13 protein-coding genes are annotated in these 21,307 nt (G+C 44.2%); 8 read left to right on the plus strand and 5 right to left on the minus strand.

Features of this window, described 5'->3' with window-relative positions; genetic code table 11:
- The 8 genes from CXF82_RS02255 to CXF82_RS02290 all read left to right on the plus strand — a co-directional run.
- Positions 1–376, plus strand: a 376-nt coding sequence (locus CXF82_RS02255) for a Solitary outer membrane autotransporter beta-barrel domain (RefSeq protein ID WP_180961156.1), incomplete at its 5' end; no start/stop codon positions are given.
- Between the two features lie 217 nt (positions 377–593).
- On the plus strand, positions 594–1,010 hold the full coding sequence (locus CXF82_RS02260) for a CBS domain-containing protein (protein WP_101090998.1): 417 nt from the start codon (positions 594–596) through the stop codon (positions 1,008–1,010).
- An 86-nt stretch (positions 1,011–1,096) separates the two neighbouring features.
- Positions 1,097–4,978 (plus strand): ATP-dependent RNA helicase HrpA, encoded by a 3,882-nt coding sequence (gene hrpA / locus CXF82_RS02265; RefSeq protein WP_102043600.1) that lies wholly within the window; start codon positions 1,097–1,099, stop codon positions 4,976–4,978.
- Positions 4,979–5,922: 944 nt separating this feature from the next.
- On the plus strand, positions 5,923–6,228 hold the full coding sequence (locus tag CXF82_RS02270) for a chaperone NapD (protein ID WP_101090996.1): 306 nt from the start codon (positions 5,923–5,925) through the stop codon (positions 6,226–6,228).
- On the plus strand, positions 6,225–8,714 hold the full coding sequence (gene napA, locus CXF82_RS02275; RefSeq protein WP_101090995.1) for a nitrate reductase catalytic subunit NapA: 2,490 nt from the start codon (positions 6,225–6,227) through the stop codon (positions 8,712–8,714). Before CXF82_RS02270 ends, napA begins: the two co-directional genes overlap by 4 nt.
- A 9-nt stretch (positions 8,715–8,723) precedes the next feature.
- A complete protein-coding gene (locus CXF82_RS02280; RefSeq protein WP_102039515.1) occupies positions 8,724–9,197 on the plus strand; it encodes a nitrate reductase cytochrome c-type subunit in 474 nt (157 codons plus the stop codon).
- A gap of 20 nt (positions 9,198–9,217) precedes the next feature.
- Positions 9,218–9,808 (plus strand): NapC/NirT family cytochrome c, encoded by a 591-nt coding sequence (locus CXF82_RS02285; protein ID WP_101090993.1) that lies wholly within the window; start codon positions 9,218–9,220, stop codon positions 9,806–9,808.
- 9 nt (positions 9,809–9,817) lie between these two features.
- A complete protein-coding gene (locus tag CXF82_RS02290) occupies positions 9,818–9,946 on the plus strand; it encodes a TIGR02808 family protein (RefSeq protein ID WP_101090992.1) in 129 nt (42 codons plus the stop codon).
- 490 nt (positions 9,947–10,436) lie between these two features.
- On the opposite strand, the gene CXF82_RS02295 is transcribed toward CXF82_RS02290, so the two are convergent.
- The 5 genes from CXF82_RS02295 to CXF82_RS22455 all read right to left on the minus strand — a co-directional run.
- Positions 10,437–11,438 carry a D-alanine--D-alanine ligase gene (locus CXF82_RS02295; protein WP_102043601.1) on the minus strand — a complete coding sequence of 334 codons (1,002 nt, stop codon included), beginning with the start codon at positions 11,436–11,438 and terminating at the stop codon, positions 10,437–10,439.
- Between the two features lie 207 nt (positions 11,439–11,645).
- Entirely contained in the window at positions 11,646–13,643 is a 1,998-nt protein-coding gene (gene recD, locus CXF82_RS02300) for an exodeoxyribonuclease V subunit alpha (protein WP_102043602.1), read from the minus strand.
- Positions 13,643–17,335 carry an exodeoxyribonuclease V subunit beta gene (recB, locus tag CXF82_RS02305; protein ID WP_102043603.1) on the minus strand — a complete coding sequence of 1,231 codons (3,693 nt, stop codon included), beginning with the start codon at positions 17,333–17,335 and terminating at the stop codon, positions 13,643–13,645. Before recB ends, recD begins: the two co-directional genes overlap by 1 nt.
- 1 nt (position 17,336) lies before the next feature.
- A complete protein-coding gene (recC, locus tag CXF82_RS02310) occupies positions 17,337–21,014 on the minus strand; it encodes an exodeoxyribonuclease V subunit gamma (RefSeq protein WP_102043604.1) in 3,678 nt (1,225 codons plus the stop codon).
- Positions 21,015–21,073: 59 nt separating this feature from the next.
- On the minus strand, positions 21,074–21,307 hold a 234-nt coding region (locus CXF82_RS22455; RefSeq protein WP_145991647.1), incomplete at its 5' end, for a DUF4129 domain-containing protein.

The raw sequence follows: 21,307 nt of genomic DNA on the forward strand, positions 1-21,307 counted from the left end.
TGTTTTTGGTCATCATTGGCAATTTACCAGCCGTTACCGCTTTGCTATTGGCCGTACTTTATTGACAGATACAGCATCACAAGAAGTGTCTTCAAAAGTGGGTCGTTTTAGCAATGCACTGATTTTTCATTATGATCTTCCGCAATTGTTTGATAACGGCAATGAACTGCGATTCATGTTCAAGCGTATCGATCTATCCGGTGATGCCGTTGACCCTTTAGGAACGGATCATTTTTATGAAGTGGGTGCCGGCTGGGTACTTGATACACCTTGGTTGTCATCATGGGTTGATAATGTGGGTTTAGGCGTTACGGTTAACATCGGCAGTGTGTTAAGTGGCGGCAGTATATTATTGTTATTTAACGAAGATATTTAGTCTAACCGATATAACCGCAGTGGCCATTTTTACAAGTCAAACGGGTCTCCCCATTGTTCAATTTTGTACAAGCCCCCTCTTTGATTGCTAGCGTTCTAATGCAAAACGGCAAATTTAACCATATCGACTTTTACGGTTACCGCTATCGGTTTAATCCACTCCCTAATTGCTAAATATTAGCTAAACTAAATTAGAAACAAATGAATAGGGGAATGCAATGGATTCAATCAATGTAAAAGAACATATGGATCGCCAACCGGTAATGCTGACACCATCGATGTCGATAGCAACAGCGGTAGAAAAATTACTAGCGAACAAAAAGTTAGGTGCGCCCGTTGTTGATGTTGACGGCAAACTGGTGGGTTTTTTATCTCAGCAAGACTGTTTATCGGTAATGCTTAAAAGTAGTTATCATTGTGATTTAACGGCCATCGTTAAGGATTGCATGCGGACTGAGGTGTTATCTGTAGGGCCTAATAGCAGCGTATTAGCGTTAGCAGAACAAATGTTAGGTCCAAAGCCTAAGGTTTATCCCGTGGTTGATAATGGAAAAGTGATAGGTACCATTAATCGCACTAATGTTTTAGCGGCAATAAATACTTATATGCAGCAATGTTATTTAACTCCGGCTTAGGACAAAGTATTTTTATGTCAGCTATACCACTGAAGTGCGTTCCTTGCTAGGATCAACCTCTTTGATTTTGGCTATGGAATTTGCACTTGAGTTCGCAACAGCATCACCTATCTAACGCATTTTTAAAAAACTGTTATGAAGCCGACGCCGCCCAAATTAGGCGTCGCTTGTTTAGGCTTCGTAAAGAGCCTGATTCTGAAAAGAAGAGTGCAACGTTAGATTCTCTTGAGCAGCTCGCGTTAGCCTCTCGCAAAAAAGTAGAGCTTCGTCTTGCTAATCGGCCACAAATTACCTTTCCAGAAAATTTACCGATATCGCAAAAACGTGATGAAATCGCCACGGCGATTGCCGGTAATCAAGTGGTCATTATTGCGGGTGAAACCGGCTCTGGTAAAACCACCCAGTTGCCAAAAATTTGCTTAGAGCTGGGCTTGGGCACTCGTGGTTTAATAGGCCATACGCAGCCACGTCGACTTGCCGCGCGCAGTGTTGCCACCCGTATCGCGGAAGAGATGAACTCACCGCTGGGTGAGGCAGTCGGCTTTAAAGTCCGCTTTGCCGATGCCATAAAGCCAGAATCCTATATCAAGTTAATGACGGACGGTATTTTACTGGCTGAACTCACGTCAGATAAATTACTTAACCAATATGACACGATTATTATCGATGAAGCGCATGAGCGTAGCCTTAATATCGATTTCATTTTGGGTTACCTTAAAAATGTTCTAAAGAAACGTCCCGATCTAAAAGTGATTATTACCTCAGCAACCATTGACGTTGAGCGCTTTTCGCAACACTTCAATGGTGCGCCCGTGATAGAGGTATCGGGTCGAACCTATCCGGTTGAAACGCGCTACAGCTCGCTGGTTAAAGACAATGCGGAAGATTTTGACCTCATGGAAGGTATTTTTGCCGCGACCGATGAGCTGATCAATGAAGGTCTTGGTGACATTCTTATCTTTATGAATGGCGAGCGCGAAATTCGAGATGTTGCAGACCAGCTTAACCGCCGCCAATACCGCGATACAGAAATTCTGCCTTTGTATGCCAGACTGTCATATGGTGAACAAACCAAAGTATTTAAGAGCCATGTTGGCCGACGGATAGTATTGGCGACTAACGTGGCTGAGACCTCGCTGACCGTGCCCGGTATACGGTATGTGATTGATCCCGGTACAGCGCGAATGAGTCGTTATAGCTACCGCACTAAAGTGCAGCGGTTACCGATTGAGCCTATTTCTCAGGCAAGCGCCAACCAACGTCAAGGGCGTTGTGGCCGCGTCGCACCAGGGATCTGTATTCGGCTTTATAGTGAGGAAGACTTTACCTCTCGCCCCGAGTTTACCGACCCAGAGATTTTACGCACTAATCTGGCCTCAGTGATCTTAAAAATGTTGGCGATTGGACTGGGAGATATCGAAGGCTTTCCCTTTATTCAGCCACCTGATGAACGCTATATTCGTGACGGCTTTATGCTGCTCGAAGAACTACAAGCCGTGAGTCTGAAGAAAGGTCTGTTAACCCTAACATCATTGGGTAGACAGCTGGCCCATATTCCGGTTGACCCACGTCTTGCGCGGATGGTGATCCAGGCACAGAAAAATGGTTGCTTACATGAATCGCTAGTGATTGCTTCGGCCTTGTCTATTCAAGATCCACGCGAACGTCCTATGGATAAAAAACAAGCTGCAGATCAAGCGCATAATCGCTTCAGTGACCCCGATTCTGACTTTGTCTCTTTTTTAAACTTATGGGATTTCTTAAAGCAAAGCCAAAGAGAACTCTCGAGTAGCCAATTTAGAAAGCAGTGTAAGGGGGAGTTTTTAGCCTACTTGCGTGTGCGGGAGTGGCAAGACCTCTATGCACAGTTGAGGCAAGCGACCCATGAGCTTAAGTGGAAGCTCAATGACACCAGCGCTGAAATCAATTATGAACTGCTACACAAGTCTTTGTTAACCGGTTTATTAAGCCACATTGGTTTTAAAGATAAAGATAGAGAATACCTGGGTGCTCGAAACAGTAAGTTCTTTGTGTTTCCTGGCTCTCCTCTGGCCAAAAAAGGCCCTAAATGGCTGATGGCAGCAGAGCTAACTGAAACATCACGCTTATTCGCTCGTTGCTGCGCTAAGATCCAGCCTGAATGGATAGAACCGCTTGCAGAACATTTAGTGAAAAAAAGCTACATCGAGCCCCACTTTGAAGCTAAACAGGGCTCTGTTGTTGCACTAGAAAACCAAGTACTTTATGGCTTACAAATTGTGAATCGCCGTAAAGTTCAATATGGACCCATTGAGCCGGTCGAAGCCCGTGATATCTTTATTCGTTCAGCACTTGCTGAAGGTGAGCTAAGAACCAACGAAGCCTTTTTTATCAGTAACCAAAAGTTATTACTAGACATTGAATCGCTTGAACACAAATCACGTCGTCGCGATATTTTAGTCGATGAGCAAGCGTTATTTCATTTCTACGAGCCTAAAATTCCGGCTGATATTTATAACGAGCCGACATTTATAAAGTGGTGGAAAAAAGCCAAGCAACAAAATCCCGATCTACTTGATTTTGAACGCGAAGCGTTAATGCAGCGCAGTAGCGATCACGTATCAATGCTGGACTTCCCAGATAAATGGCATAAAGGGAATTTAACCCTTAATGTCAGTTACCATTTTGAGCCATCGGCGGCTGATGATGGCGTCTCTGTGCATATTCCTGTGGCATTGATTAATCAGGTCGATGACATCGATTTTGATTGGATAGTACCAGGACTTCGCGAAGAGAAATGTATCGCGCTGATTAAGTCTTTGCCTAAAACACTGCGTAGAAACTTTGTTCCAGCACCTGATTACGCAAAAGCGTGCATACAAGCTATTACGCCATTTGAATTACCTCTTATTGATGCCATGTGTAAACAGTTGCTAAGAATGAGCGGCGTGCGGGTTTCTCCAGAGGATTTTGATGATACTCAGTTAGCACAGCATTTATTGGTCAACTTTCAAGTTGAAGGTGATAAAGGAAAGCTATTAACCCAAGGGCGTATTTTGGAGCCCTTGAAAGCGAGTATGCAAGGACAAGTCGTTCAAGCTATTCGTGAAGTCGCTGACTCGGGGATTGAGCAAAAGGGGCTAGAGAGCTGGACGTTTGGTGATTTGCCTAAACTGTTTGAACAGAAAAAAGGCAACTTTGAAGTTAAAGCGTTTCCTGCGCTGGTGGACGATAAAACCAGCGTTTCGATCAAACTATTTGATGATGAATTTGAAGCACAGAAACAGCATCGAATAGGCTTGCAACGCTTGCTGCTGATCAATATTCCATCACCGGTAAAGCACTTACAAAAATCCTTGCCCAATAAAGCTAAATTGGCGATGTACTTCAACCCATTTGGTCAGGTGCAGATCCTTATTGATGATATTTTATCCGCGGCAGTACAACAGCTTATCGATGAAGAAGGATTCGACATTCGTTCTGAATCCCAATTTGAAAAAGCTAGGGACTTAGTCAGGCAAGAATTGAATCCAACGGCTGAAAAGTTAGCGCTTAAAGTTGAAGAAGTATTGACCATTTATAATCGTATCAAGAAACGCCTGAAAGGCAAAATCAGCTTGGATATGGCATTTGCGATGAGTGATATTCAAAGCCAACTTGAGCAATTAGTTTTTAAAGGTTTTGTGCAACAGTGTGGATGGAATCGACTGAGTGATATCATTCGATATTTGAAAGGCATTGAAAATCGACTAGAGAAACTACCGGTTGACCCGAACCGCGACCGTTTACACATGCACAGCATCAATAAAGTGCAGGAACTGCTAAAAGGACAGCTGGTCAAATTGCCTAAGTCGATGCCAGTTCCTGATGTGCTGGTAGAAGCTCGTTGGATGATAGAAGAGTATCGAGTGTCTTGTTTTGCGCAGACATTGGGCACCGCATATCCAATATCTGAAAAACGTATTTTGAACCAAATCTCACAAGTTTAATCCTCGTCATTATCAGCGTAATGATAAAAACGCACGGCTTATGCCGTGCGTTTTTGTGTCTATCAGTTAGAAAGTAATTCAACGTACAGCCTCTCTTTTTCTCACTACTCATTACTAGTTTGATCCATTTTTTGTTATGTACAGTATTGACTAGCGATAACCTAACCAATTAATGATGCTAATTTACGATGAGGTTATATACTTTGTGTAAAATAAATACAGTGTATACCTCATCATCTAGCAGATAATAATGGCGATTAAAATTGGTTGGGCAGGGAAGAGTTATGTATTGTTTTTTACAAACTCGAGACATAAGCGATACTTTTTAAATTTCAAATGCTACCCCGTCGAAAATATGTAGTACCTCTTTGTGTATATTTTGTTTAAAAAATAGCATTTACTGATTGATATTTATCCACCCATAACCCATTGTTTAGAGTGTCCTTAATAGCTTAAGGGCTATTTTACTTAAATCTTAATCTACCCAGTTGATTAGGAAGGGTGATCTAGTAGTTTTTCATGAAAAAAGGATGATCTAGATCAACCTGCGGTTGGCTTTACCAATAGTAGGTATGTAACAACTATATGGAGAGCTGTTATTATCTGCACTAAGTTAAATGCGTGTTAATTCACGCTCAAATAAGACTGTCATTCTGTTTTTGATTATCGTTGTTTAAGTTGTTCGTTATTGGTATTTAACCGCACAAAATTTTATTGCAGCAACCTACCAACCATTGCTAATGATCGCTGGGAAAGCATAAATACAAAATAACATTCAGTGCATAGTTAGCGAGTAGTGTCCAATACCGATGTATTTTTTAAATAGACAACATGACGAAGAAACAATAGCAAGACACGACTGTAATGGATGAGGGTTAGCTTAATGAAGTTAACCAGATAATATCATTTCAGCTTTATTACTCAGATAGATAAGGAACGCACCCATGTCGTTACCTGAGGTACATATCTCAAGCTTACTTGTACAAGTTAGCCCTGAGCACTTAAATACAACGAAAAAGCTGATAGAAGATTTTGAAGAAGCCGAAATTTATGGTGTTAATGACGTTGGTAAAATCGTCGTAGTGTTAGAAACACAAAAAGAAGGTTTTATTAGCGACATCATTGAAAAAATTAATAATATGCCCGGTGTGCTTGGCGCAACCATGGTCTATCACCAAATAGATAGTGATCCCGACTCCACCAATTTACCCCCTTATAATAAAGAGTGTGTTAGCGAGGAACAAGTATGAAAATGACTAGACGTGAGTTTATCAAAGCCAATGCAGCAGCGTCAGCTGCTGCGCTTGCAGGTATTACTCTTCCAGCCACAGCAACAAATTTAATCGCAACAAGTGACGAGTCAAAGATCCATTGGGACAAAGCCCCATGTCGCTTCTGTGGCACTGGTTGTTCAGTGCTTGTTGGTACTCAGGAAGGTAAAGTCGTCGCGACTCAGGGCGATCCAGAATCACCAGTCAATAAAGGCCTTAACTGTATTAAAGGCTACTTCTTATCAAAAATCATGTACGGTTCAGATCGTTTAACTCAGCCATTACTGCGCCAAACCGATGGTAAATTTGATAAAGACGGCGACTTCGCACCTGTTAGCTGGGATCAAGCCTTTGATATCATGGCTGAGAAATGGAAGTCTGCGTTAAAAGCAAAGGGCCCAACCAGTGTGGGTATGTTCGGTTCTGGTCAGTGGACCGTTATGGAAGGATATGCTGCTTCAAAAATGATGAAAGCAGGTTTCCGTTCTAATAATATCGACCCTAATGCACGTCACTGTATGGCCTCTGCTGTTGGTGGCTTTATGCGAAGCTTTGGTATTGATGAGCCAATGGGTTGTTATGATGACTTCGAAGAAGCAGATGCGTTTGTGCTTTGGGGTTCTAATATGGCAGAGATGCACCCCATTTTATGGAGCCGCATCACTGACCGTCGCTTGAGCTTTCCACATGTTAAAGTGAATGTATTATCTACCTATTATCACCGTTCGTTCGAACTCGCTGATAAAGGTTACATTTTTAAGCCACAAACCGACCTTGTTATTGCAAACTTTATTGCTAATTACATCATTGAAAATGATGCTGTAAATTGGGATTTTGTAAGTAAGCATACCCATTTCAAGCAAGCAACCACAGATATTGGTTATGGTTTAAGGGATGAGCATCCTCTACAGCAAGCAGCGGCTAACCCGAATGTCGGTAAGATGTACTCAATTGATTTTGAAGAGTACAAAAAGTCGGTAGCACCATATACGCTTGAAAAAGCGGTTGAGATGACGGGCCTAAATGAAGAACAACTGGTTACGCTTGCTAAGCAGTTTGCCGACCCTAAGATTAAGGTGATGTCTCTTTGGACTATGGGTATGAACCAACATACTCGTGGTGTTTGGATGAACTCGCTGGTCTATAACATCCATCTATTAGTGGGTAAAATATCCACTCCAGGTAATGGGCCATTCTCACTAACGGGTCAACCGTCAGCGTGTGGTACAGCGCGTGAAGTCGGTACTTTCTCCCATCGTTTACCTGCAGATATGGTCGTAGCGAACCCTGAGCACCGTAAACGTGCTGAGCATTTATGGAAAATTCCTCAAGGCACTATTCCACCGAAGCCGGGTTTCCATGCAGTACAGCAAGATCGTAAATTGAATGACGGTGTGCTTAATGCGTATTGGACCATGTGTAACAACAACATGCAGGCTGGTCCAAACATCAATCAAGAGCGCTTACCAGGCTACCGTAATCCAGAAAACTTTATTGTTTGTTCAGACCCATACCCAACGGCGACAGCGCAAGCTGCTGACCTTATTTTACCGACGTCTATGTGGGTAGAAAAAGAGGGTGCTTATGGTAATGCTGAGCGTCGTACTCAGGTTTGGTATCAACAAGTGAAAGCGCCGGGTGACTCTAAGTCTGACCTATGGCAGCTACTGGAGTTTTCAAAACGCTTCAAAATTGAAGAAGTGTGGAGCGAAGAGCTCATCGCCCAGATGCCAGAAGTACGTGGTAAAAACATGTATGAAGTGCTATTTGAAAATGGCCAAGTGAATAAATATCCATTATCAGAAGCGCAGGAGCTTAATGATGATGCACAAGACCAAGGTTACTACATCCAGAAAGGCCTATTTGAAGAGTATGCAAGCTTCGGACGTGGCCATGGTCACGATTTAGCACCGTACGATCGCTACCATCAAGAGCGCGGTCTGCGTTGGCCTGTTGTGGACGGTAAAGAGACCAAGTGGCGCTTTAGAGAGGGGTCAGACCCTTATGTAGGCAAAGGTAAAGGTTTTGAGTTCTATGGTAAGCCAGACGGTAAAGCATGGATCATATCGGCACCTTACGAGGCACCACCAGAGTCTCCAGATGAGGAGTATAACCTGTGGCTGTGTACTGGTCGTGTACTAGAGCATTGGCATACAGGAACCATGACACGTCGTGTACCTGAACTTTATAAGGCCGTCCCTGATGGACTTTGTTACATGCATCCAGATGATGCTAAATCTCATGGTGTACGCCGTGGTGATGAAGTGCTAATGAGTAACAAACGTGGTGATATTCGCGTACGTGTCGAGACTCGCGGACGTAACCGTCCACCAAAAGGCTTGGTATTTGTTCCATTCTTCGATGCTCGTATCTTAATTAATAAATTGATTTTAGATGCAACCGATCCACTATCAAAACAGACAGACTATAAAAAGTGTCCTGTTAAAATCACGAAAATAGTATAAGGCAGGGTTATGATGAAAAAATCAATTTTATTAACATTGAGTATTACCTTAACTCTGATCAGTGGTTTTGCTTTTAGTGAGGAACAGGGTGTCGGTCTGGACAGAGGGATCGGTGGCGTTGAATCGCTACGCGGCGATACTGAGTTAGAAACCACAAGACCCGCAGATCCTTTGAAGAAAGTGCCGCGAGATCAGGTGGATATTGAAAGCAGTTATGTGTTTCAGCCTCCATTGATCCCACATCACATTCGACATTATGAAATCTCATTGAATGCTAACAAGTGTTTGTCATGCCATAGCTGGACAAAAGCCAAGCAGATGGGAGCCACTAAAATCAGTGTGACTCATTTTGTCAATCGAAACGATGAAGTATTAGCTGATGTTTCTCCTAGACGATATTTTTGCTTGCAGTGCCACGTGACACAAGCAGATGCGAAACCGTTAGTGGGTAACTCCTTCGAACGTGTTAAATCACTGCAATAACAAAATAGGCAGGTAATAATATGAAATGGATTATTAACGCCTTAAAAGGCTTCTGGGGCATATTGAGGCGGCCTAGTAAAGCTGCTGTAGGTATCGTTCTATTTATGGGCTTTGCTGGTGGACTCATGTTCTGGGGTGCATTTAACACGGGTATGGAAGCGACAAACACTGAAGAGTTTTGTTCTGGATGTCATGCGCCAATTGTGGCAGAAATTAAAGAAACTATTCACTACGCTAACCGCTCTGGTGTGCGTGCTATCTGTTCAGATTGTCACGTACCCCATGCGTGGACGGATAAAATAGTACGTAAGGTTCAGGCTTCTAAAGAGCTGTTTGCTTATTTTGTCACTGAAACCATTAACACACCTGAGAAGTTCAAAGAGCGTCGAGCTCATTTAGCCGAAAGAGAGTGGGCAAGAATGAAGAAGAACGACTCTTTAGAGTGTCGTAACTGTCATAACTTTGAATTTATGGATTTCTCTGAGCAGAGTCCTCGCAGTGCAAGGCAGCACTCTACTGCACTTGCCAGTGGCGAGAACACCTGTGTGGATTGTCATAAAGGTATCGCCCATAATCTACCAGATATGCACAAAGTTGAAGGTTGGCAATAAGGAGCCATTATGAGTACATTAGAGAATGTTATATGGCATGTCCTCGGCTACAGCGCCATGCCGGTCATTATAATAGGTGGTTTTTCTGTCGTTGCTGTTGCTTCTATTTGGATTTTGTCCAAAACTGCTGACAAGTAAACCACAATAATAGGATGCGAAGGTCAGATATTTCTGTGCTGACCTAAGCAAAAATTAAAAAAGCCTGACTAGATTAAGTCAGGCTTTTTTATAGCAGAAATCGTATAGCAAAGAATGTGTTATAGCTGTTGCATTAAAAGTTTGACCATTCAACGGGAATTCAAAGCCCTGTAGGCAAGATGGGGGATTGAAGCTAATCGTTGTTCTCGGCTCTGGCATCCTCGGCAATTGCTCCATGCATGACTCTCGATAATTGCCCCTGCATTATTCTACCTTCGTCCATCTGTGGACTCGTACCTCCTGCACTTGACCTCCATGAAGGAAGGCAATGGCCTATTTTGTATGGAACAAAATAGACCATTTAGTCGTATATCCAAAGCTCACAACCAAGCTTAAAGGGCTTTGCCATTTGCTTTAAACGTCTGAGACGCTCTGTATGGTTCAAATACTTAATGCAATTGGTCTGCTCAAGTACAACAGCCCCTAGAATCTATGAGTTAATGACCCCAATGTTGCTCGACAGAAAAGCAGGGAAGCTATGTCCGTGATTTTGCAGCATCTTGGGAAACATAGAAATGGGCGTTAGGCCTGGGAAGGTGTTGATCTCATTTAATAGTATTTCACCCTCATCAGTTAAGAAAAAATCTATTCGAGATAAATGTCTAAGCTTCATGCCCTTGAAGGCACTGATGGCATATTTACGGATCAAATCGCTAATATCGCTTGGAATATCTGCGACGATTTGAGTTTGAGCTTGGCTGTTAGCTGCATATTTTTCATCGAAGGTATAGAAACTATTATTCGAACAGATCACTTCACCCGGCACGGTTGCAACGACGTTCCCGTCAATTTCATATACTGCGACTTCTAGCTCTCTAGCGTTAATGGTTTTTTCTACAACCACATAGTCTGAGAAGTGAAAGGCTTGCGCTAATGTCGATTCTACATCGTCGATATCATCAACACGGTAACAACCTACAGATGATCCCTGTGATGCAGCTTTAACAAATATACTGCCCCATTGTTTTAGTGCTTCTGTGGCTTGAGCTACTGTTAATTCCGATAGCTCGCTTAAAAACAAGTAAGGTGTATTGGGGATATTTAACGCACTAAACCACATCTTAGCGGTGATCTTATTAAAACAGTTGCGGCTCGCTTCAGCTTTACAGCCAAAGTAGGGAAGGTTGATTAATTCAAAGTATGATTGAATGTCACCGGTTTCTCCTGGAAAGCCATGAATACAAGGAATGGCATAATCGACATGCCAAGGGGCTTTTTGCTCATTTTCAAAACGGATCTGTCGACGGTTATTGAGCTCACAGTTTTCGCCTGCTGAAGTACGATAATGACCGTTTGCATCTAGCTCAACACGAAGCACATTAAAATGAGGCAATGTTGCTAACGAAGATTCAAAATAGTTGGCAGATAATAGTGAAATAGCATGTTCATCACCACCGCCACCACATAGCAGTAAAACATTCGTTGTAAGCATTTAATCCCCACTTGTTACTCGATAAAATTTGCAGACTTACTATGGCGGAATCACTCGCTAATGCAACTGTTAGCGGTGATTTTGTTGCCATTTGCTGCTTTTGTATTCAAGGTTACTTAGGGGCTCAGTATTATATCCAAGCCACTTCAAAATACCTCGGCTAAAAGCGCCCTGTAAGATGGCTAAACAAGATCGTAATTATCCTCTCTATAATAAATTAGCCGTATCACGGTTATCCACAGGGCGCCAAAGCCGCTGTGCTAACCCTGATGCTCGCTGGGTTAAGCGCGAACTGGCCTGCTCAAATACACGTTGGCTGCCAAGGCAGGTAAAGTGATGCTTTGCACGAGTAATCGCCGTATAGACAAGCTCTTTAGACAGCAGTTGCTGTTGCGCCAGACTGGGCTTTATTGGCAAGACTAAAGATACATGGCTAAATTCACTGCCTTGACTCTTATGCACCGTCATTGCAAAGCAGGTTTCATGGCTCGGTAAGCGAGCGGGAAGCACCTTTAATAATCCACCATCAGCTTGAATAAAGTGCGCCATCAATCGTTTGGCATCACTGGCTTCATCGGGCAAGATAAGTCCTATATCGCCGTTAAACAGTCCAAGATTATAATCATTGCTTTGAATAATCACTGGCCTGCCAGCGTAAAACTCTTGTTCTGGGTTGATGAGATCTTTGTCAGCAAGACTGCGAGTGACACTTTGATTAATACCATCAACGCCGTATTCTCCTGCGCGCATGGCACACAATATTCGGTATTGATTAAAGTTTTCGATAATATGTGCCGCTGTCACACCCGGTGTGCCAATTGCATTAAGGTAAGGAGCATATTGAGTAACAGATTGATCGAGTAGCGTCTCTAAACCCTGATTGGTCATCTTGTTCGCACTATTGAGATGACTATGATCAATCCATAATAATTCTTGATAACCGGTCTGCCATACCTTGGCAATGCACGGCAGGTCCGCTTGATTGACCGCATTCGCCAGTTGTCCAATGCCAGCATCACCTTGAAAGCGATGGCTGTGCATGAGCATACAGAGGCTGTCACCAATTTGTGGGTCAGCGCTGATAAAGTCATTCAACGGGTAACCGGTTAAATGACTTAATCGCTCTGCTTGAGGCGGTGAATAGCGCATCTGCCAGCCAGTATTACCCTCTGCTGACTTCATTTTTAGGCCACTACAGATATCAGCCAGCACGGCGCCAGCCTCGACGGAGGCTAATTGGTCTTGATCGCCCAAGAGGATGAGGCTTGCGTTTGCTGGTAAGGCGGTGAGCAACTTATGCATCATCGGAAGATCAACCATTGAAGCTTCATCGATAATCAGTAGATCGAGCCTTAACGGATTATCTTTATGGTGTCTAAATTGATGCGAGTTTGGGATAACACCGAGTAACCGATGCAGGGTGGCAGCTCCCTCAGGAATGCGCCCCATGTTTAACTTCAATTCATCGGCAGGTAAATGTTGTAATTCATTCGCAAGTCGCTGTTTCGAGGCTTTAATCGATTCACTTAAACGCGCAGCGGCCTTACCCGTAGGGGCCACAAGGCGGATGGTAAGCTCTTGTTGTGAGGTTAACAAATACAATAACTTAGTCACTGTGGTTGTTTTACCTGTACCCGGGCCACCAGTGATAACCGCGAGTTTTTTGGTTAATGCGGTTGCAGTCGATATTTTCTGCCAATCGTAGCTTTGCCCATTTTGTGGAAAGAGATCATCGAGTAATGCCTTGGCCTGGGTTAACTGCGCTTTATCCGATGACTCATCCAAAGCGGGAGTATGGGACAGCCGAGTTAAGTGCTCGGCAACTTCACACTCAAAGTGGTAATAACGCTGCAAGTAAAGATTACCACTGTCTAAAATGAGTGGTTTTAAGTCACTGTCTCCTGGTGTGCCGACGGCAGCACAGCGAAGTAGCTCTTCAGTTAACTCTGCAACACTTATGTTAATCTGACATTGACTGTTTTTCTCTTTTACAGGGTTAGCTAAGTCAATCTGGCTCAGTGGTAAGCAGGTATGTTGACTCGATAAGTTCTGACTCAGCAGGGCGTAAATGAGTACATTAAGTGGCGATGGTTCTGGATGTAGCTGCGCCATTTGTAGCGCAAAATGTCGATCAAGAGAGGTTAACAATCGCTCACTTTGCCACTCTTTTAATAAGGTTTCTATTGGACGTGAAGTGGTCAACATTAGTTAGCCTCCGCTGGCATTGATTGCCGTTGAGTCTTGCCAAATAACACATCAAGCTTTTCAATCAGCTCTTTGGGTGGTTTGTCATAAAATACACCGGATTGAGGCTCACTCACTGACATCCCTCTCAAGAACAGATAAAAACAACCGCCAATATGTTGGTCGTAATCATAGTGGGTCATTCTGAGTCCTAAATATCGGTGTAAGGCTAAGGTATAGATGATGTACTGCAGATCGTATCGATGGCTACGAATAGCTTGTTTCATATTGTTGTAGTGGTAAACATTGAGGCTATCGCCCAAATGGTTAGACTTATAATCAGCAATAAAATACTGCTGATTATGCTCAAAGGTTAAATCGATAAAGCCCTTAAGCATGCCTTGTAAATCATCGAATACTAGGCCGCCGCTATAACCAAAGTCGATAAGTAACTGGTTCAGTTTATTGGCATTGAGTTGGGTTATAGGCAGGTAAAACTCCATCTCAACTAATTTTTGCTGGTTTGTTAGTTGTGCAAGAGATAATGAATCATCGGTTGCCAGAGGTGCATGGAGGAGATCCATATACCAGTCTTTTAACACCTCAGTCCATTGCTCATCAATACCATATTTACTCATGGCATTGGGTAACTGTTCATCTAAATCTGAACTTGCTTGGGTGAAATCAATCAACTCCAGTACTAAATGCATAAAACTACCGGCATTAGCGCCGCGCTCAAAACTGAAACGAGAGGCTTCAGTATCAACCTCATCAATGATGATGTCGACCTCGGGAAACTGTTCATCATCGGCGCCAGGGAGCACTTTCTCATGGGCAAGGTGTTTAACCAGTCCTGAGTAACTTCCAACGCGCCAAGGTGTTTGCAGTGGACGTTTAAGCACCTTTGGCGCAAGTTCTACTTGCACGTCAGTGTTGCTTGGAAGCTGTAAATACGCCTCTTCAAAAGGAGTCGAACCTGCCGCGGTCATTTCAGTCAAACTAATGGCTAGCGTGTCTTTTTGAGCGAGTAACTGAGCTTTGCTTTGTAACTCACTGTACTCGCATATTTTATCCTCAATACCGAGAAGATAACCGATGGCAGTTTCGTTGAGCTGGCTGGTCATGCCTTTGCTTTTTGTTAAGCGACTATGGTTGGCGATGTACAAATAACATTTAAGTACTGGTCTTGTGAGCGCAACATACAGTAAGCGTAGATCTTCGGCTAAGGTTTCCCGTTTTTGTCTGTCCCAACCCTCATCCGATTGTTCGATATCCCATACCAGTTTATTGTGCTCGTGATAGAGCATTGGCGCAGGCCTCTTACTACTACCTCGACTTAAGCTCACAAACGGAATAAAGCAGATCGGGTACTCAAGTCCCTTACTTTTATGGATGGTGACAATTTGCACTAGGTTTTGCTCACTCGCGAGCTTTAGCTGTGACTCTTCATTGGGTTGATTACCGATTAACGCCTGTTCAAACCAGTTGATTAACGCGCTCATGCCATCAAGCTCGGTCGCTTTTTGCTGCAGGAGTTCACCAAGATGCCTAAAGTCGGTTAGGCGACGTTCACCTTCACTGTTGTAGAGTAGTCGTTCGATAAGCTTTGCTTGGCCAGCAAGGTTAAGCAGTGCTGGCATGATGCCGCGTTTAAGCCATTGTTGCTGCAGCGTTGCGAATTGCTCCAGTAGCACTTGGCGCTTATCTTCATCTTGGTTAAAGCCATGGATCTCTTCTGCGCTATAGCCCAATAAAGAGGTTGCAAGGGCGCTTCGTAGCGCTCGCTCATCTTTAGGATCGGCCATGGCGTATAATATAAGCAACATCTCTCGGGCTTCAATAGTGTCAAACACGCTGTCACGGCTTAAGAATACCGAGCCCACTTGTCGCAGTTCGAGCGCTTTTTTTATCACATTGGCTTCATGTCGGTCTCGTACTAATACGGCGATGTCTTTCGCTTTTAAAGTGGCATTACCGATGGCACATAAGCCTTGCTGGGCTTCAATCAGCAGGCGGGTGATCTCATCTGCAACGTCGCTGGAAAGCAGTTGTCTTGCCGTGGTTTTATTTAATCCCTTTTCGGGATCTTCACTTAAAATTCTGAGCCTTAATGCGCTCTTGTCCGTCTTAGACTCTTGCAGCACTTTAGTGTCTGCAAAGCTTGCGGCTTTTACGGGTTCAAAGGGGATTGATGCACTAATAAAAGGATCGTCTCTATGTTCAAAAATACAATTGACGGCATCGACCATCTGTCTATTTGAGCGGTAGTTAGTATCAAGGTTATAGTGCTTTTCAGTTTGTTCTCTAGCATGAATATAGGTGTGAATATCGGCGCCGCGAAAAGCATAGATTGCTTGTTTTGGATCGCCAATCATCAGCAAACTTAGGCTATCTTGTGGCTCTGCTAACTGAAGACTATTCGCTGTTGTTACCGTTTCAGCTGCAAGGGCACTATGGGCAACAGGATGAGCGCTAACCGCTGCCGACGGTTGATAGATTTGACTGAATATATCAAACTGCAATGGATCGGTATCTTGAAATTCATCAATCAGCGCCACGGGAAAACGTTTTGCAATTGACGTTGCAAGAAACTGGTCTTGCGAGGCGGTTAATGCACGCGCCAATGTTAACAATAGGTCGTCTGGGGTCAGTAGGTTACGCTCTGATTTTTGTTGTGCAAAACGTTTCGCGATCCCCTCTCTGGCGCTAAAGAGAAAACTGGGTATAAGGTCGGTAATAAGGCCTGCGAGCCTTTCAATATGGGCTAGCACGGAGGCTTGCTGCGCACTTGGGATCTCGCCGCCTTTATTTAATTTAAGTCCATTAAGGGAAAGGGCTTCGAGCACCTTTTGTGGTGGTAAGCCTGTACCGAAGGCGACCCAGTTATCAAGGGCATCAAGCATCACGGCGAGTTTTGGATAAGCATCGGCCTTTTTACCGAATCGAACACCGCTGAGTGGCAGAGCATGAAGTAGCGCTTCTGTTTGTGCTCGCTCCGTTGGCCAAATGAGTTTTAAGCGACTTAAACTTTGTAATAAGTTGGCTTCTACCTTCTCAAAAGCCACAGGCAAGGGGTGGGCTATCGCACTACTTGCCCCGAGAAGTGGCCTCAGTTGGCGCGATAATTCATCTGGGCTGGCAAACTTCTTTTGGATCACGGCAGCGAGGCTTTCGTCGAGTGGATAGCATTTCTCTCGCCAAAAATCGCGTACGGCATGGTGTAAATATTCACTATCATCTAAGGTGAATTCGGACTCAAACAATAATGAAGATTCAAACGCCATATCAGCCAAAATACGTTGGCAAAATCCATGAATAGTATAGATCGCGGCTTCATCAAGTGATTTGAGCGCCAAATCTAACCGTTTTCGAGCTATCGCTTTATCGCAATCAGGCGTCGCAACATATAGCTGAGTGATAAGCACATCATCAACGCTTAAGCCAATAAAGCATCGATAAGCCAATTGGATCTTTTTACGTATACGATCTCTTAGCTCACCTGTCGCGGCATTGGTAAAGGTGACCACCAGAATTTGCTCGCAAGTGAGCGCATGCGTAATACCATGACCAAGCAATAACCGCACATATAGGCCGGCAATCGTGTAGGTCTTACCCGTACCTGCGCTGGCTTCAATCAGTCTGCTGCCACCAAAGGGGAGCGTGAGAGTATCGAGTGGCTCAGTGATATTTGTCTTATTTTCAAGCGGGTTCATATTATCCTTCTTCGCTAGCAGTGGTAGGCGAGGTAGCGACTTGGGCCCCAGCTTCTACATAGGTGGTTAGCTCACTTAACCTACCCTTGTGATATAAGCTCAGCAGTGGCGACAATAAGGTGTGTGCAGTGTTGCCAAAACACTGTTCGGTAAAATCATCCGGGAATTGATACAAACGCTGAAAATGCGGTTCCATACCTTCACCAAGCTGACTCTGCTCATCAAGCCATTGCGATTGTGCTTCACGTAATTTTTGAAAGTGATCGCCCTCAGCTTCAACATAAGCCAATGCGGTGCGTGGCATAAACATTAACGGTTGTAGTTGACCTTGCTTAAAGTAGCCGAGCCATAGCCCTAACTGGCTCGTTGCTTGCTCGGCGGTGATTGGCGCAAACACATGAAAATGGCCAATATCAAGTAAGTAGCTATTAATGGGCAGGTTTAAGCGTGACACATCTGTTTTACCTTGCATCGCGCACAGGCAAAGGTGGCGTAAATACACCCGCACTAGATCTCTGCCATTGGCCGTGCCGGGTCGATAGTTGACCAGACCTTTGGCACATAAATCATCGATTCGACCCACCAGATTAATGGTTCTGCTTGCCAATTCATTGGCGATAGCCCCATCGTCTAAATTCGTTTTAGGGCTCAATGCAATGGCAATATCAACAGACTGACTAGACTCACCTTTTAGATATAAGCTTCGGCCTATGAGCGGCGTTATATCGTGCAGGTACTGTCCCAATAGTAAATCATCAAACGGTTTCAACGGGATATTGCCTTGTGCTTTTAAGCGTTCAAGTAACACGTCATCGGGTGTTTCAGTTTGATTGTCTATGGCATGATTGATTAACGTCGCCTGCAGCTTATAGCGCTCTAATGCGTTTAAACTAAAGGGCTCATCGTTATCATCGGCACGGATATTAATGGCCAAATCTACTTTTAAGGTGCGATTGAAAAAATACTGTGCAGGATTTCGGAAAAATCGAATTAACGCAGAAAGCTCAATCTCTTCAATCTCATCACTGACTGGCTCCGTAGTACCTAATAGCGGGCTGCTTAAGTTAATAAAGCCGTTAGCGCTGGTTGCTATATCGACAGCGTTATCTTGGGCCATTGGGACGGGGCACCACTGAGCGCTATAACTTTGTTGCACGGGAAGCAAATCTGCGTCTTGGTTGGCGCGGTAGAGGCGTTCATCAAAAGGTTGTAGCGGCTGTTTACAGATCAGCTGTTGCTCAATGGCCTGTTCTATCTGTTCAACCCGTTTGGCCGCTGCTTGATTGTCACCATTGTTATCTGTGTGCAACTCAATCGATGATAACGCTTGGGGTAGATAGACTAATTGACAATATTCGACCAATTCAGAGACTAACATTGAGGGGATCCGCTCGGAATCATCTCGCTCACTATTACCAATGTAACTGATGTAAAGCTGCTCTCTTGCAGACAGTATGGCTTCTAAGAAAAGGTATCTATCGTCCAAGCGACGGGAACGGTCACCTTTACGGGGTCCCATTTGCGCTACCAAATCAAACCCGACAGGATGCTGAACTCGTGGATAGATCCCGTCGTTCATACCGAGTAAACAGACCACTTTAAAAGGGATAGAGCGCATTGGCATCAAGGTACAAAAATTGACACTGCCAGCAAGGTAGCGCTGACCGACACGTGACTCTGATAATCGGCAGTTAAACCAATTTTGCAGTACCTCTATGGGCAGCGGCGTACTGTGTCCTGATTCGGTTAACTCCTCATCAAGTTTAACGATGGCATCGCGAATTTCTTGCAACTGTACCTGTTCATCATCGTCAACGAGGTAGAATGCAGTTAATAATTGCTCTAGTTGGCTGATACGTTCAGTTAAACTACAGCTTTTGGCCATTGCGCTATGCACATCATCAAGCGCTTCAATAAAATCGAGTAACTTGCCTAACGCTTGCGCTGTTTGTCCTTCAATGCCATTCACCGCGAGTGTTTGCTGATAAAGAGGGGCGTCATCGGCAAAGCTATAACCCAAAATAAGGCGTTTTATTCCCAGCGACCATGCATTTTGTTCAAAAGCGGGTAGCTGATGTTCCACACGGCTGGTTTCGTCACGGCCCCAGCGTACGCCAGCTTGTTCTAACCACCGCTTGATAATGGTTAAAGCATCATCATCTAGTTCAAAACGCCTCAACACGCTCGGAACCTCTAAAATGCCGAGAATATCGGTCAGTCCGAAACGACTTTGATTGATATTGAGCAGGTGTAAAAAGCTCGCAATGAGCGGTGATTCTTGCACTGCACCGCGATCCGCAATGGCGTAAGGGATGTAGTGACCGCCTTTTTTCGCGCTGAACACCGCGTCGATATAAGGCGCGTATGCGGCGACATCTGGCATCATAATCACGATATCTTTGGGTGCCAGTGGTTTACCGTTGGCGTCTTTTGAGTTGGATAACATTTCCAGCAGATGATCATGTAAGGTTTCAACTTCGCGCAGCGGGCTGTGGCAGCTGCGGATGGTAATGGAATGATCGTCTTGCTGTAACAGTCTTCTACCTTCTAAATTCAAATATAGCGAGGCATCAGGACCTAAGATCTGCCCTCGGGTGCTGAGCTCTAAAATATCGTGCTGTACGCCATGTAGCATGCAGTCTACGCCAGGATCTTGATAACAGTCTAAGTTAAATGCAGTATGCTCTTCAGGCAATTCCAGCATAAGGTCTAACAGTTCTCGGCCCATCTTGCCGTTATTGGCAAGTAGGGGGTTGCCGACTTCCAGTTTATCTTCCCATTCAATATCGAGTTTATTTTTGTTAGCATATTGCAGCGCCATGCGTGCTCTGAGTCTTGGGTCAACAATATCGCCCCAATAGTGCTGGCAAGGACTAAGGCTAAGCATGATAACGTCGATACGCTTGGCGAGATAATGCAGTACATCCAATGTTTGTGGCGCCATTGAAGAGATCCCAAAGACAAATAAGCGCCTAGGCAACGTCTCCATTGAGGTCTCTGGATCATCTAATGCGTCAAATAGTGCCTGATGTAAATTGGCGCGATGATATTGGCTTTTTTGCAATGTATTGGCATTAAATTCAATGAGCGCCCGCCATAATATCGGTTGCCATGCTTGAGCTTCACCGAGCTTGTCACCTTTAGGGGGGAGGGTGGGTTCATTGGCTTCCCAAGCCGCTATCCAATCGGGACGGTAAACAAGATATTGGTCGAAAATATCCGCGATTTGCCCACAAAGCTGGTAAAGCTTGAGTGGACTGGGCTCTGCATTACTTTGGACGCTACTATCAGCACTATTATCTATGGCGCTATCTTGATTGTTACCATTATTTAAATAGTTAGCTAATGGCGTAAAGTCATCTTGGTCGATAAGTGACGGTAGTAGCTCCATCAACTTCCATGTCATAGCCGCCTTAGTAAAGGCATTTTCCTTAGGTACATCGTCAAGCAAGGTGTGGCAAAGTTGCCAAATGAAACTCGATGGTAGTGGGAATTCAAGTGCGGCAGCAATGCTATTTTGCCGCGCTATCTCTAGTCGTAACCACGTCGACATACCTGGACTTTGCACCAATATGTGTTCTGGCATCAGTAAAGGCGTGTCTGGCAGTGGCTGAGTTAGCTCTGCTGCCAGTAATTGCGACAAGGCTTCCATTTGATTGGATTGGACTAGGTATAGCATGACGTTCCTTTGACAAAAATGCGCTAGGTTAAGCGGATCATTTCTCGAATTTATCCATTCTATGTGTTTGTTTTATTAAGTGCCAATCTCTGTTTGATGATTATGATTTTTAGCCACCTCGATTGTTTGATAAGTAATCGAGAAAGCTTCTTTTGTGGCTTTTTTCCAACATTCTGGTATTTAATGGCAATGTAGTAGCGAGTCAGCTTGTCAAAATCCTTGGCGATACTGGGGAAGGCTGCTGCAACTCGTTGATTATAATCCAGCGGCCCTTCGTTGTAGTCTCTGGGTAA

The sequence above is a fragment of the Shewanella sp. GutDb-MelDb genome (genome assembly GCF_002836075.1).
Lineage (GTDB): Bacteria > Pseudomonadota > Gammaproteobacteria > Enterobacterales > Shewanellaceae > Shewanella.

Excerpts from the sequence above, each read along its gene's own strand:
- CXF82_RS02295 (WP_102043601.1), bottom strand. The coding sequence starts at position 11,438 with ATGCTTACAACGAATGTTTTACTGCTATGTGGTGGCGGTGGTGATGAA.
- CXF82_RS02285 (WP_101090993.1), top strand. The coding sequence starts at position 9,218 with ATGAAATGGATTATTAACGCCTTAAAAGGCTTCTGGGGCATATTGAGG.
- recB (WP_102043603.1), bottom strand. The coding sequence starts at position 17,335 with ATGAACCCGCTTGAAAATAAGACAAATATCACTGAGCCACTCGATACT.
- CXF82_RS02260 (WP_101090998.1), top strand. The coding sequence starts at position 594 with ATGGATTCAATCAATGTAAAAGAACATATGGATCGCCAACCGGTAATG.
- CXF82_RS02290 (WP_101090992.1), top strand. The coding sequence starts at position 9,818 with ATGAGTACATTAGAGAATGTTATATGGCATGTCCTCGGCTACAGCGCC.
- CXF82_RS02280 (WP_102039515.1), top strand. The coding sequence starts at position 8,724 with ATGATGAAAAAATCAATTTTATTAACATTGAGTATTACCTTAACTCTG.
- CXF82_RS02270 (WP_101090996.1), top strand. The coding sequence starts at position 5,923 with ATGTCGTTACCTGAGGTACATATCTCAAGCTTACTTGTACAAGTTAGC.
- recD (WP_102043602.1), bottom strand. The coding sequence starts at position 13,643 with ATGTTGACCACTTCACGTCCAATAGAAACCTTATTAAAAGAGTGGCAA.
- napA (WP_101090995.1), top strand. The coding sequence starts at position 6,225 with ATGAAAATGACTAGACGTGAGTTTATCAAAGCCAATGCAGCAGCGTCA.
- recC (WP_102043604.1), bottom strand. The coding sequence starts at position 21,014 with ATGCTATACCTAGTCCAATCCAATCAAATGGAAGCCTTGTCGCAATTA.